Below are 13118 nucleotides of genomic sequence, written 5' to 3'. Positions count from 1 at the left end.
ACACATATCACACTTTCATCGTGAATATCAAGCCTACTCAGAAGGCTCTTCACGGATCGCTTACGGTATACTTCCGAATCCTCGTCGATCGACTTACCATCGAAATCCGAGCAGAGGATGTTTCCAGCGCCTCCAAAAAACTCGGTGCCTCCTACCGTCAAGTTGTCGATGCGAAAAGACGACTCGATGGTGGCATATCGGGTATGCGTATAGACATTCTGCACGTTGCCAGTGATGCTCTGACCCAATGAATTTAGCAGACTACAAGCCATGGTAGCAAATGCAATCCAGCTGCCTATATAGAATTTATTATAATTTTTCATGGTTATGACTTACTCAACACTGGTATATTTATAATGGTCGTGGTTGATAGTCAACCATTTTTTATAAAAAAATGATTTAATTAAAATTATACATTAAAAACCAAGAAAAATGTATAATTACCATCCCACATGGCCATATAAGTTCAAAATACACACGCACCCAAAAATTACGCAATAATGCGTAACCCTTAAGGCGGGCTAAGTGCATGAGATCGGTGTGGAATTACGCTACCTCTAAAAAGATCTACCCAGTGAAAGCGAAATGATCCGACCCCAGAAACATGGCAAGGCAATAAACAAAAAACCCGCCTCTCCAGAAAAGAGGCGGGTTAACGTAGAGATTCTATATTGAATAATAAAGAAAACTAGCGGCGACGGCGTAACAGGATTCCGATACCGCCAAGGCCAAGCAGGGCGGCACTGGACGGCTCGGGAACTTGCTGGAACACGATACCACTACCAATATACATCGACTGATCAGCGGGTGCCCCTGTCGGGGTGCCATCCGCAGTATCTACCTCGATCATACTATAGACGAGCTTGTTGATGTGAGCACCGTTGTAATCGAGGATGGCAGCTCCACGCTCGAAGACGTTGTCCTGATTCCACACGGTAAAGCCTTTGTTTGATCTGTCATACTTACCAGCAGCCAGAGCCTCGGCTCCCGTCGCGCCGTTCACCCCAGTCTTACTGAGGAGATTAATAGCCGTGTTACCCAGGGCCGCACCGGGGTTGGTTACGGTAGCCTGATTGGCATTGGCCCAGTTTGGAGCCACAAGATTTCCGCTGGCATCGTATGCTTGAACCAGCCAAGCATCATCACCCCTAAAGCCCTCAAGGCTGATTTGAAACAGGGCGACCGTGCTATCAAACGTCAGTGTAAACTTGGGGATTTCTCCGTTCGGTATATTAGATTCATTATTCCAAGACCTCAAAATATCTCCAGCACTTCCAGAATTACTGGGGAAGTAAGTGGCCAAGGCTGGGCGGTTTTCAATATTCCATGCATTGGGCTGATGGCTGATCTCCAGAGTCGCTCCGATACCTGAACTATCTACATTGGCAAGTGTATGAGAAGCATCCCAACCGGCACTATTACGTCTACCACTACCATTGCTAAGGAACTCACTCGTATTTCCCGTGCTACTGTTTTTCCAGTTAGCATCCGTAAATTCAAGGGTGTGATTCTGTGCCAACACAGGCAGTGTCAGCGCTAACATGGCGGCAGTATTGATCAATTTCATTTTTTTAACTGGTTTCATAATATGTAAGAGTTTGGTGTTTTACAGGCAGCGGTTCATTGAGGCCTCGCACGAAATTAATATTGTTTTTAAAAAAAAGGGCAATATTTTTTTGTTAATTTCCATTAAGTAAAATTACTAAGTTATGAGTTTGGTAGTAGGTCAGCCACGCAGCCACCGCTTGAAATAGCGATCTTATTAGAGTCCCTGAAGCCGCATCACAGCGGCCAGTCGATTACTTACGCCAAGCTTCGCGTAAACATTCTCGAGGTGTTTATCGACGGTTCTTTTACTAATCGACAATTTCTCCGAAACCACCTGGCTAGACATGCCCTCACAGATGCAGCGGATCACATCCAGCTCACGGCGGGTAAACATGCCACCGTAGTCGCCAGTGGCCTTGCTGCGTTTGAGAACGAGCAATGCGCCGCTACCCGCTCTTTCCAAAAGTAAACGGACATCAATGTCCCGGCCTTTATTGAGCTGGAGCACCTTTTTATACTCGGCCGATTCGGCACATAGCCGGGTATTCGCATCGAGGGTCAATTTTACCCAGCTAGCAAGTTCAGCAGGCATTTGGATATTACCGTTATCGTCTTCGCCTCCACCTAACTCTCTGAGAATATCGCGGGAGGTGTCATCAGTCTCCCACAGCTTATTGCCATCTCTCGAGATGACTGAGATCCCGACGGATTGCCCCTGCTGCCTCAGTTCATTGAGGGCACTGGTTAGATTTGAGAAGCTCGCCAGTTTCGCAAGCTTATAACAAGCCATTCTGATATGCGACTGAAGAAACTTCAAACTCCTGATTTCAGAGCTCAGTATTTCCCGCTTTGGCATACTCAAGGAAAGAATAACCGTGCCTCCGTGTGAAAAATACAGCTGCAAGCATAGAATATCATCCACACCCAAGGGCTCCAGAAATGTTTGTACATAGTCATTGTTTGCTAATTCTGAGGCTGAAAGGAAATCGCTCAGACTGTAGACTTCCGCTTCCTCTGCGTGCAGGAAGGCTCCCACCTTGACCGAAAAATCACCCATTTCAGACGACCTGGTGATGATCGACTCTAGGTTCTCTTCCAGAAAACCGGCATATTGTTCCGACGACGAACACGTCCAAAGGGATGTTTTTCCATCGGCCGTCATTTCAAGCCACCTAACATCCACAGCGTCGAACAGGGAGGCGATGCCTTGCACCGTCAACTCCGCCAGCTCATTCCACCTTTCACATTTTTGAATTTTCAAGGAAAGAGCCAACGCATCGCACTGCGCGGCGTCTTCACTCAGAGGAAGAATGCGGTTCTCACAATCCGTCAGGATGCAACTCGTTACACGTAATACACTACTATCAGTTACAGGTTTATTCATCGTCGATGGGTTGGTGGAGCTACATGACCATGATCCAATTAACCATACGTCATATTCCGTGGTGCCATTTCACGCAAAACACACCACACAGCAGTAGACATGACCTATACTTGCTTAAGTCACATCATCCAACATTTTTTTTACTTCCTGCTATAATTGCATCACCGCCTTCACAGCCTCGCGCTTGAGCCTGAGCTCGCGCCACTCATTCACTAGGCGTGACGCTTCGATCACGCCACAGCCCGATGGGATAGCAATTTCCTGCCCCTGCCAGTGCACGCCGCGGATGGCCACCACGGAATTAAACACACCGTCTTTCAGCAAACCAAAGGGGGCTCCGAAACACGACGGGCAGTGGAGCCTGCTCCGCCACTCAGCAAGCATCTGCAGAGTTTCCTCCGTGCGCGGCAACGGCCCCAGTGCTGGGGTGGGATGCAGACGGCGGATCAATTCGTCAATCCCACGCTCGGCAAGCAACTCCACTTCGATGGCTGTGTGAAAATGGACCAACTGCCCCAAGTCCATGATACTGCGGTCGGCTCTGGTGACGGTTCCGATATCCGAAAGCTTGGCCACCAGGGTTTGCGCCACAAATTCATGTTCGCGGATTTCCTTGCCATCCACCGCGAACACCTCCCTTTCATCCGCCTTGGCGGTTCCGGCCAGTGCCATGGTTTTCAGGTGTTGTCCGTCCAGTTGAAAAAGCAGCTCGGGGGTTGCCCCGCAAAAACCGATCTCACCCAGACTCCAGCCGTAACTGAAAAAGGGAGCACCCAGTGATTTCATTCTTCCGATCAGTGCGCTGCCCATGACTCCATCAGCGCCGTCCAGCCGGCCCCTCTCCGTCGCCACTGGAACTGATTTTTCAATCACCCCACGGATAATCATTTCATTGATCTCGGCAAAGACCTTGGCAAACCCCTCGGCCTCGAGCTCGTGCCAGTCGATAGCGAGCTCCTGCCAATCAAAACCGATCTCGGCAAGGCTCCGGAGCTCGCATGTTTGCGCGGGAATCTTCCAAGGGCGGGAATCCGACAAGGTGAAATCATTACAGTAAAACGCTGTGACACCCTCAGGTGCCCGGGCATGTTCCTCAAAGGGGCCGATACCGACAACGTAAGCACCATCACCAGCCTTCATAAACGCCAACCCCTCTTTATGCTTCGTCGCTTGCACACCCCTAATGAACAGCCACAAAGGCAATACTCCAAGATTATTTTGCCCTTCGATGCATTTGGTATTTGGTATTTGGATTTTGGAACTTAAAAAGATGCCGTGGGCCGTATTCCAGAAGAAACCATTGAGCAAATCCTCGCCGCCACGGATATCGTGGATCTGGTGGGTTCCTACTTGCCGTTAAAACGCTCTGGTTCCAACTTCAAGGCGAACTGTCCCTTCCATAATGAGAAAACCCCCTCGTTTATGGTCAATCCCGCCAGGCAGTCCTACCATTGCTTCGGCTGTGGTGAAGGCGGCAGCGCCATCGGCTTCGTGATGGCCTACGAGAACCTGCCCTTCCCCGATGCCGTCAAAAAACTCGCCACCCGCGCCGGGGTCCTGATCCAGGAAGACGCCTACGACCCTGAGGCGGACCAACGTAGACGCAGCAGGTCTCGACTGATCGAGCTACACAACCAGGCGGCACGCTTTATGCACGAGCAGCTACTCAGCTCACCCGATGCCCAGCATGCCCGTGACTATCTCAAATCACGCGGCTATGGCAAGGGCATGGCTGAACGCTGGATGGTTGGCTGGATGCCGGATAATCCCGATGTGTTCCTCAACTGGGCCCGTCAACACCACTTTAGCGGTCGGGAGCTGGTCAATTGCGACCTCGCGGGAAAAAAAGACGACCGTAACTCCGGCGCAGGACTCTATGTGCGCTTCAGGGGTCGGCTCATGTTTCCCATCCATAACGACTACGGCGACATCATTGCCTTCAGTGGCAGGCAACTCCGGGAAGATCCTAACAGCGGAAAATACATCAACTCCCGGGAGACCGCCCTGTTTAAAAAATCGAAGGTCTTCTTCGCACTCGACAAAGCACGCCGCAGTATGGCGAAGGATAAGTTCGCCCTGCTCTGTGAGGGTCAGATCGATGTCATTGCCTGCCATGAAAGTGGTATTGGCAGTGCCGTGGCCACCCTGGGGACCGCCTGCACCCCCGACCATGCCCGTCTTCTCAAGCGTTACACCAATGACGTGGTGATATGTTTTGATGCCGACTCCGCAGGCTTCAAGGCGGCCGACAAAGCGTTTTCCATCCTGGCGCCCGAGGGCATGCACATCCGGATGGTGACCATGCCGCAAGGGGATGATCCGGACTCCATGATCAAGCGCAACGGTGCCGATGCCTTCAGGGCTCTGGTCGACAACGCCCGTGAGTACTTTGTCGTCAAACTTGAGCACGAGGCCAGCACCCGCGACCTCACATCGGTGCGGGAACGCGCCGCCCTGGCCAATGAACTCGCCACACTGATCTGCCATGTGGGGGACAAGATGACCAAGGACGCATTGATCAACCAGGTGGCCACCCGGCTCGGGATCGGCACCGAGGAAATGCGCGGTGCTGTGGTGGAAGCGGAAAAACAACAGGCACGCTCCAGGATGTATGAAAACCGCCAGCTGCATAAAGATCACGATGCCCAACATCCGGCAACCACACAGACGACGCCCACTCCCATCAATGGCTCCGTCGCCTACCTCTGTCATCTGGCCCTGACATCCCAAGAGGCCCAGGAATGGCTCGGGGAGCAACTTGAGGCACTCAGTGACCCTCTGGCATCACTCCCGGGTGGCTCGATTCTACGCGCCATCCTCGCCAAGTTACCCGACCCGACAAAGCCGTCCGCAGTGCAGGCCTACCTGACCTCACTGAGCAAAGACGACCAATGGGCACTGCGTGACGTACTCACCCGCGACACTCCGGGCAACCCCGTGCGTGCCGCCGAGGAAACCACCGCCATGCTGGTGAGTACCCATTTTCAGAACAAGGAGGCGGCCATACGCGCGAAGCTACGCCAGCCCGACCTCGGACCGGAACGTATGATCGCACTCATGAATGAGGCCAAGGAGCTGCAGGAAATCCTCCGGAATCTGCAGCAGAGGTTTATTAGGTGATATGGAGTGCGCGAGGCTTGCCTCCGCTTTCTCCTGAATCAGCTTGCCGATTTCTATTCCAGCGATAGCTGCAAATGCTCTTCATTCCTAGCACGATGAAACCCCGCCGCAGGAAGCGAGCTTCCCAGCCACAAAGCGGAGGCAAGCCGTCCGCACTCCATAAAAAACGGAGCCCGTTGCCGGACTCCGTTTTGAAAATGGTTAGAGGTCGATTACTTGCCGTTAGTTACCGTTAGTTAGTCACCGGCTTGGCGAGTACAACGACGTCACCAGGCTGGGCGACCATCCCTGGGCTCATACTCTTGTAGTCGACATCAGCCACAATGCGGGATCCCTCGATCGCATTGATCTTGAGATTGCCAATAAAGGAGGTTCCACGCTTGATCAGCAGCTTGGATGACTCGTCCACAGGCATGTTGCTTGGAACGTTGACGATGGCGAAGCCCCAGTCGTGGTTGATGGCCGTGATGGTTCCTTCGGCAGAGTTACCGGCAATACGTGCGGCACGTTTGGCGATCCGCTCGGAGAGATCCTTGATCTGGGCATTGTTGGTCGCCACACGCTTGTCGGCGGCACCTGCCAGTGACTGGAGTTCCTCAAGCTTCCTGTTCGCCTCTTTCAGGTCATCCTCAAGCTGCTTGACGAGACCGGGAACCTGGTCGAGCTGGATGTCTTCGCCAAGCTCCTTGAAGGCATTTTTGATACTTGTGATCAGTGCCTGGATCTCCTCGAGCTTCTCGTCTTGCTCAGCAATCTTGCTTTGCCATGTAGCGGCCTCACGCTTGGAGAGCTTGAGGTTGGACTCGGATGTATCCAGCTCTGCCTCGGTATCGGCCAGCTTTGACTTGGCAGCATCCCGTTCAGTCTCCATCACTTTGGCCTTTTTCTTGGTATCGACGATACTGGCGCTGCGATTCTTGTTGTTGCTATCCAGCTCTTCACGATCCGCCTTGAGCTGGGTGAATTTGTTCATGGTCTCGTAAGAGAACCATCCGCCCGCTCCGATGGCGGCGATGGCGATGACGTAGAGTATGGCTTTCATAGTCAGTAAATGTGTATTGGATTGGTAGGTGTTGGTGTGTGAAATGTCTTGATGATGCCTCTCGGCTTACTCAGCGGCAGCACGCTCAGCCACGACGGTGTCTCCGGCCTGGAGGGTGGTGCCCTCGGCTACGGAGTCGAGGATGATGTCGGCCGATGCCCGGCCAGCCTCAACAGCGGTGACCTTGAGTTTACCGACTACTTCACCACCACGCATGACATCAAGGGTGGATCCGGAAACCACGCCCTGCTTGTCACCTGCGGAGAGAATCACAAATCCCCAGTTGCGGTAGATCGAGCTAATGCGGGTCTTCAATGTCGGGAACGATTTACCGGTTGTCTGCAAACGAATAAGCTCGCGCGTCTCCTTGATGCGCTGCTTACCATTCTGGTCTTGCCGGGTCAGGTTCGCGAGGCGTGCCTCCTCGGTAGCGATACCGCTGGTGGCTTCAGCCAGCTCGGAGCGCATCCGCTTGATCTTGGGGACGAGTTCCTTGGGGTTGGGCAGGTCCTTGAGAATGTCATTGGCGTTGGCAATTTCAGCCTCCTTGTTTTTGTGATCTTCTTTCAGACCATCAACCACCTCCTTGGCTTTTTCCAGATCGGCGTTGACACCATCCAGCTTGGTCTGCACTTCGGCCGTTTTGGTGATGTAACCTTGTTTGGCGGCATCGGCGTCGGCAAGGCGTGTCTGCTGCTTGTTGAGTTCCTTGATGGTACTCTTCTCCTCAGCTTGTTCAGTCTGGTAGGTTTTGATTTCCCCCTTGTAGGCTTCCTGGTTTTTCCATGCGACGAAGGCAGAGGCAGCGAGGAAAACGGCTGCTATGGTTCCAAATACTTTTGACATAATCGTATACTATTGAGTTGGGATCGTGGGTTTTCGGTGTGTTATGGATAAACTAGTGGCCAAGGGGGGGCTGGGGCAATCCCAAATTTGCCAAATTTCCTCTTATTTTTCCTTGTCTTTACAATGGCTACTCAAGGGGCTTTATTACTGCCCCCCGCCGATGAAGACTATTTTCCGCATCTTTTCCTACCTAGGCAAGTACCCCAGACTGGCTGTAGCCCAGCTGGTATGCGCCATCCTGATGACCGTCATGCTGCTCGCATTCCCCCTGATGACGGGCCGCGTTACCCGTGAGGTGATCACCGAGGGGCAGATCGACAAGCTCTGGCCCTACATCGTCATCGTGCTCGTCGCCTTCTTCGGTCGGGATTTTTTCAATTTCCTCCGCATCCTCATCAACAACACCTTCGAGCAGCGCGCGATCTACGATCTGCGTTCCGAGTTATACGATAAACTGCAGCGTTTGCGGCTGAAATGGTTTGATTCCCGCCGCACGGGCGATGTGATGACCCGTGTGGCGGAGGATGTGCCGCAAATGGAGCGTGTGCTGATCGATGGTATCGAGCAGGGTTTGGTGGCGTTTTTACAGGTCGCCATTGTCACCGCATTCCTCTTCACCCGTTCTCCGCTGCTGGCCGTTTCCGCATTGGCTCCCCTGCCGCTGTTAGTCATCGGTGCCTGGCTGTATTCGAGGCATGCGGCCAAGCGATACAGACTGGTAAGAAAAGCGACCGGAGAGATGAATGCACTCCTCCACGACAACATCGCCGGTATACGCCAGATCAAATCCTATGCCGCCGAGGATGATGAACTCAAGAGCTTCAATGATTCCTCGGCGCGGGTCCGTGATGCCAACCTGGTGGTGATGAAAGCCTGGGCATTGTACGCGCCGGCGATGAGCTTTTTCAACTCCATCGGCTACACGCTTGTGCTCGGGGTGGGGGCGTGGCAAATATACCACGGCCATCTCAATATCGATGTCTTGTTGGAATTCTTCACCATCATCTGGGCTCTCTATGAACCGCTCGGCAGGCTGCACCAGCTCAACCAGATGACCCAATCGTCCCGCGCAGCCGCCGAGCGCGTGTTCGCCATCCTTGATGAGGAGATCGAAGTGAATGCCACCACCGGAGTGGAGCTGCAACAACCGGTTCGCGGGCACGTTGTGTTAGAAAAGCTTAATTTCTCCTACGACAAGGAGCCGACGCTCAAGGGTATCTCCCTGGAGGCAAAACCGGGGCAGACCATAGCCCTGGTTGGCTCTACCGGCGCCGGGAAATCCACCATCGTCAATCTACTGTGCCGGTTCTATGAATACGGCAGCGGCTCCATCACCATCGACGGCGTGGAGCTCAACACGGTGTCCAAGGCGTCGCTGCGGTCCACGATCGGTTACGTGACGCAGGAGCCATTCCTGTTCAACGGCCCGGTGAAGGAAAACCTCCAGCTCGGCAAACGCGACGCTACCGACGAGGAAATGTGGTCGGCTCTGGCCGCCGCCAATGCCGATCACTTTGTGCGCGAACTTTCCGAGGGACTCGATACCGTCGTCGGTGAACGCGGCGTCAAACTCTCCGGCGGCGAGAGGCAACGCCTGTCGATCGCACGCGCCTTGTTAAAGAACCCTCCGATACTTTTGTTAGATGAGGCGACGGCATCCGTCGACAGCGAGACCGAGCGCCTCATCCAGGAGGCCTTGGACCGCCTGATGGCAAACAGGACCGCCTTTGTCATCGCGCACAGGTTATCAACGATCCGTAACGCCGACTGCATCTACGTATTGGATCGTGGCAGGGTCATCGAGAGAGGCACACACGACGAGTTGTTAGCCAAGGACGGCAAGTATGCCGAGCTGAGCAAGCAGTCGTTTCTGGGGTAGCGCCGTGGCGGTGGCCTCTGGTCGCCACGAAAAAACGGCGACCTGCCTAAGCAAATCGCCGTTTTGAGAGTGTTGCCAACCTGTTGATTAACGAGAGTAAAGTTCCACCACGAGCTGGACGTTGACCTGGTGGTCGAAGTCCTCGTTTTCAGGAACGCGGGTGATGTGACCCTTCATCGCGGCCCGGTCCAGGGTGAGCCATTCTTTAAGGGGCACGGCCTGGGTGAGGTCCATGTAGCGGAGGCCGAGCTGCTGTGAGCTTGGTTTGGCCTGCACCGTGATGGTGTCACCGGGCTTGCATTGGTAACTTGGAATGTCAACGCGCTTGCCATTCACCTGGATGTGACCGTGGTTCACCATTTGGCGGGCGGCGGAGCGGGTATTGCCGAATCCGAGACGGAAGCACACGTTATCGAGGCGGAGCTCAAGCAGTTGGCAAAGCACCTCACCGGTGATTCCGCGGCGACGGCTTGCTTCCGCGTAGTAGAGACGGAATTGCTTTTCGAGAACGCCAAATTGGAAACGGAGTTTTTGTTTCTCTCCAAGTGCTACTGCGTAGTCGGACTTCTTACGACGACCTGCACGGACACCGTGCTGGCCGGGGGGGAAGGAGCGACGTTCGAGAGCTTTTGAAGGTCCGAACAGGGCGACGCCGAAGCGGCGGCTGATTTTATCTTTGGGGCCAGTGTAACGAGCCATGATATTAAAGTAGTTAGAGTGTTAAAATGATGGTTGATTACACGCGGCGGGCCTTTTTAGGGCGGCAACCGTTGTGCGGAATAGGAGTAACGTCCTTGATGGAGGTGATGTTGATACCGAGGCCTTGCACGGCACGAACGGCTGACTCACGACCGGAGCCGGGTCCCTTGACGCGCACTTCAGCTTCTTTCAGTCCGTGGCTCATTGCCTGGCGGCAGGCATCCTGGGAAACGACCTGAGCGGCATACGCGGTGCTCTTACGTGATCCCTTGAAACCCATCTTACCGGCACTTGCCCAGCCGATGGCATTGCCATTGAGGTCGGTCACGCTGACAAGGGTGTTGTTGAAGGTCGCGGTGATGTGCACGATACCGGTGGTAACATTCTTGCTTTTCTTGGCTTTGTGGATGCGGATTTGCTCTTCCTCACCACCGGCGATTTCAGCAAAAATGTCACGCTTCTTTTCCGGTGCCTTGGGTGCTTCCTCGGCAGCTTCTTCAGCCACAGGAGCAGCCTTTTCAGCCTTTTCCTTGGGAGCTGGAGTTTCGTCGGCAGCGGGGGTTGCCACTGCGTCGTCTTTGATTTCTTCTTCAGACATAATAATAAATTTTTAGATCAATGGGTTACTTGACTACACCGATGGTGCGCTTCTTACCCTTGCGGGTGCGGGCGTTGGTGCTGGTACGTTGGCCACGCACAGGAAGCCCCACCTTGTGGCGGATTCCCCGGTAGCAGTTAATAGCCGACAACCGCTTCATGGCGGCTTGTTTTTCACGGCGAAGGTCACCTTCGATGATGATACCTTCCGATGTGATGACTTGGGCAATCTTGACGAGTTGCTCTTCAGTGAGTTGACCGGTGCGGATGTCTGGATCCACTCCTGCCTGCTCGAGGATGCGTTTAGCCGTTTGACGACCAACGCCATAGATGTAGGGAAGAGAAGCTTCGATGCGCTTCTCATTCGGGATTTCGATGCCGAATATACGTGCCATATCCTTAGTTAGGTGGTGTTATTTTGTAGTTGGTAGGCGTGCTCATACCGTTGCTTTTTCCCTTTTGAGGAAATGGGTATGACAGTCCGTCTGGACATCCTGCACGCCGCGCGGGACGGGGTAGATAGCAGAGATCAACCGTCTGGCAAGTGAGAACTTAGGATTTATTCGCATAAACCCCTGATTTTACACGTTTTACCCATGATCGCCAAGCTCTGCCACCCCATGCGGGGCGATTTGCCTTACAAAGCCGCTTTTTCGGTGGCGAGGATGTCATCCATGGTCTGGCGTGGCCGGATCACGCGGGAGCCGCCGCCATCGACCAGGATTTCCACGGGGAGTGGCCGGGAATTGTAGTTCGAGGCCATGACAAAGCCGTAGGCACCGGCACTGAGCAGTGCGATCGCATCACCGGGGGCGAAGTCGGGCAACTCGCGGTTTTGACAGAAAAAGTCACCCGTTTCACACACGGGCCCCACCACATCGACAGCGCTACTGCCACCGGCGGGTTCCTTGAGCGGCACGATGTCGTGGTGACCTTCGTACAGAGCGGGGCGGATGAGATCGTTCATCCCGGCATCGACGATGCGAAAGGTTTTGGCCGTTCCCTTTTTCTCGTAGAGACAACGGGTCAGAAGAACACCGGCGTTGCCCACGATGTATCGGCCCGGCTCGAGGAGGATTCTAAGGCCCGTTTGCTTGAGGGCGGGGATCACTCCGGCGGCATACTGCTCGATCGTGAGGGGCTTTTGCTGTTCTTCCTGGGCTTGCCACCAGTCGGGCTTGCCGGATTCGAGGGCTGGATCGTAAACGATGCCGACGCCCCCGCCGATGGAGAAAAACTCGATGCCGTAGGCGTTTTTCAAGCGGACGGCGAGCGGGGAGACCTTTTCCACCGCCTCGATAAACGGCTGCAGCGAGGTCAGCTGGGAGCCGATATGCATCTGGAGACCACGCAACTTGATGTTGGGGAGCTGCGAGGCGCGTTCGTAGGCGGCATCGATAGCTTCAAAATCGACGCCAAACTTGTTTTCGGATTTTCCGGTGGAGATATACTTGTGGGTCTTGGCATCGACATTGGGGTTCACGCGGTAGGCGACAGGTGCGACCCTGCCCATTTCGCCAGCGACCCGGTCGATGAAGACGACCTCCTCCTCGCTCTCGGCATTAAAGCAGTAAATCCCTTCGGCGAGGGCGTATTCGATTTCAGCGCGGGTCTTGCCCACGCCGGCAAAGGTGCACTTGCCGGCATCACCACCGGCTTCGATGACCCTGCGGAGTTCGCCACCGGAGACGATGTCAAAGCCACTGCCCTCGTCGACAAGCAGCTTGAGCACGGAGAGGTTGGAGTTGGCCTTGACGGCGTATTCGATGCCGTGGTCGATTTCAGCCAGTGCCTGGTCGAGCCGACGGTAGTGGTCGCGGATGGTATTCGCGCTGTAGACGTAAGCCGGGGTGCCGTGTGCGTCTGCCAGTGCTGCCAGATCCACATCCTCGCAGTGGAGTGAGCCATTTTGGTAATGGAATGAGTGCATGCCCATCGTTTGTACTAGCGGGATGCAAGATACAAGATAGAAGATTCAAGACGGTGGATTCTTCCCTCCTGCG

12 protein-coding genes are annotated in these 13118 nt (G+C 54.2%); 3 read left to right on the top strand and 9 right to left on the bottom strand.

Annotated elements, in window-relative coordinates:
* Positions 1-20: 20 nt before the first annotated feature.
* Entirely contained in the window at positions 21-251 is a 231-nt protein-coding gene (locus H7A51_01930; GenBank protein MCP5534973.1) for a hypothetical protein, read from the top strand.
* 437 nt (positions 252-688) lie between these two features.
* Here H7A51_01930 and H7A51_01925 read toward each other — a convergent pair whose 3' ends face one another.
* From H7A51_01925 to H7A51_01915, 3 genes are all read right to left on the bottom strand, one after another.
* A complete protein-coding gene (locus H7A51_01925; GenBank protein ID MCP5534972.1) occupies positions 689-1585 on the bottom strand; it encodes a PEP-CTERM sorting domain-containing protein in 897 nt (298 codons plus the stop codon).
* A 177-nt stretch (positions 1586-1762) separates the two neighbouring features.
* Positions 1763-2932: a helix-turn-helix transcriptional regulator gene (locus tag H7A51_01920; protein MCP5534971.1), complete on the bottom strand. Its 1170-nt coding sequence runs from the start codon at positions 2930-2932 to the stop codon at positions 1763-1765.
* Positions 2933-3082: 150 nt separating this feature from the next.
* Positions 3083-4108: a chorismate-binding protein gene (locus H7A51_01915; protein ID MCP5534970.1), complete on the bottom strand. Its 1026-nt coding sequence runs from the start codon at positions 4106-4108 to the stop codon at positions 3083-3085.
* Between the two features lie 99 nt (positions 4109-4207).
* Here H7A51_01915 and dnaG point away from each other — a divergent pair, with 99 nt between their 5' ends.
* Entirely contained in the window at positions 4208-6052 is a 1845-nt protein-coding gene (dnaG, locus tag H7A51_01910; protein ID MCP5534969.1) for a DNA primase, read from the top strand.
* 232 nt (positions 6053-6284) lie between these two features.
* Here the strand turns inward: dnaG and H7A51_01905 are convergent, their stop codons facing one another.
* Together H7A51_01905 and H7A51_01900 are read right to left on the bottom strand one after the other, a co-directional pair.
* Positions 6285-7094 (bottom strand): hypothetical protein, encoded by an 810-nt coding sequence (locus tag H7A51_01905; protein MCP5534968.1) that lies wholly within the window; start codon positions 7092-7094, stop codon positions 6285-6287.
* Between the two features lie 66 nt (positions 7095-7160).
* The gene (locus tag H7A51_01900; GenBank protein MCP5534967.1) at positions 7161-7940 is read right to left on the bottom strand and encodes a hypothetical protein; all 780 of its coding nucleotides are present in this window, start codon (positions 7938-7940) and stop codon (positions 7161-7163) included.
* A gap of 160 nt (positions 7941-8100) precedes the next feature.
* On the opposite strand from H7A51_01900, the gene H7A51_01895 reads away from it, so the two are divergent.
* Positions 8101-9819, top strand: a complete 1719-nt coding sequence (locus H7A51_01895; protein MCP5534966.1) for an ABC transporter ATP-binding protein — start codon at positions 8101-8103, stop codon at positions 9817-9819.
* Positions 9820-9906: 87 nt separating this feature from the next.
* On the opposite strand, the gene rpsD is transcribed toward H7A51_01895, so the two are convergent.
* The 4 genes from rpsD to lysA form a co-directional block, all read right to left on the bottom strand.
* Positions 9907-10518 (bottom strand): 30S ribosomal protein S4, encoded by a 612-nt coding sequence (gene rpsD / locus H7A51_01890; GenBank protein ID MCP5534965.1) that lies wholly within the window; start codon positions 10516-10518, stop codon positions 9907-9909.
* Positions 10519-10555: 37 nt separating this feature from the next.
* Positions 10556-10933 (bottom strand): 30S ribosomal protein S11, encoded by a 378-nt coding sequence (gene rpsK, locus H7A51_01885; protein MCP5534964.1) that lies wholly within the window; start codon positions 10931-10933, stop codon positions 10556-10558.
* 208 nt (positions 10934-11141) lie between these two features.
* On the bottom strand, positions 11142-11510 hold the full coding sequence (gene rpsM, locus H7A51_01880) for a 30S ribosomal protein S13 (GenBank protein MCP5534963.1): 369 nt from the start codon (positions 11508-11510) through the stop codon (positions 11142-11144).
* A gap of 242 nt (positions 11511-11752) precedes the next feature.
* Positions 11753-13045, bottom strand: coding sequence for a diaminopimelate decarboxylase (lysA, locus tag H7A51_01875; protein ID MCP5534962.1), 1293 nt, complete (start codon positions 13043-13045; stop codon positions 11753-11755).
* Between the last annotated feature and the right edge of the window lie 73 nt (positions 13046-13118).

It is taken from the genome of Akkermansiaceae bacterium, from assembly GCA_024233115.1.
Classification (GTDB): Bacteria; Verrucomicrobiota; Verrucomicrobiia; order Verrucomicrobiales; family Akkermansiaceae; genus Oceaniferula.
The sequence above is the reverse complement of the archived record's forward strand: the minus strand, read 5'-3'. Positions and strand labels throughout refer to the sequence as shown.

Excerpts from the sequence above, each read along its gene's own strand:
- rpsD (MCP5534965.1), bottom strand. The coding sequence starts at position 10,518 with ATGGCTCGTTACACTGGCCCCAAAGATAAAATCAGCCGCCGCTTCGGC.
- H7A51_01895 (MCP5534966.1), top strand. The coding sequence starts at position 8,101 with ATGAAGACTATTTTCCGCATCTTTTCCTACCTAGGCAAGTACCCCAGA.
- rpsM (MCP5534963.1), bottom strand. The coding sequence starts at position 11,510 with ATGGCACGTATATTCGGCATCGAAATCCCGAATGAGAAGCGCATCGAA.
- H7A51_01900 (MCP5534967.1), bottom strand. The coding sequence starts at position 7,940 with ATGTCAAAAGTATTTGGAACCATAGCAGCCGTTTTCCTCGCTGCCTCT.
- lysA (MCP5534962.1), bottom strand. The coding sequence starts at position 13,045 with ATGCACTCATTCCATTACCAAAATGGCTCACTCCACTGCGAGGATGTG.
- H7A51_01905 (MCP5534968.1), bottom strand. The coding sequence starts at position 7,094 with ATGAAAGCCATACTCTACGTCATCGCCATCGCCGCCATCGGAGCGGGC.
- H7A51_01925 (MCP5534972.1), bottom strand. The coding sequence starts at position 1,585 with ATGAAACCAGTTAAAAAAATGAAATTGATCAATACTGCCGCCATGTTA.
- H7A51_01920 (MCP5534971.1), bottom strand. The coding sequence starts at position 2,932 with ATGAATAAACCTGTAACTGATAGTAGTGTATTACGTGTAACGAGTTGC.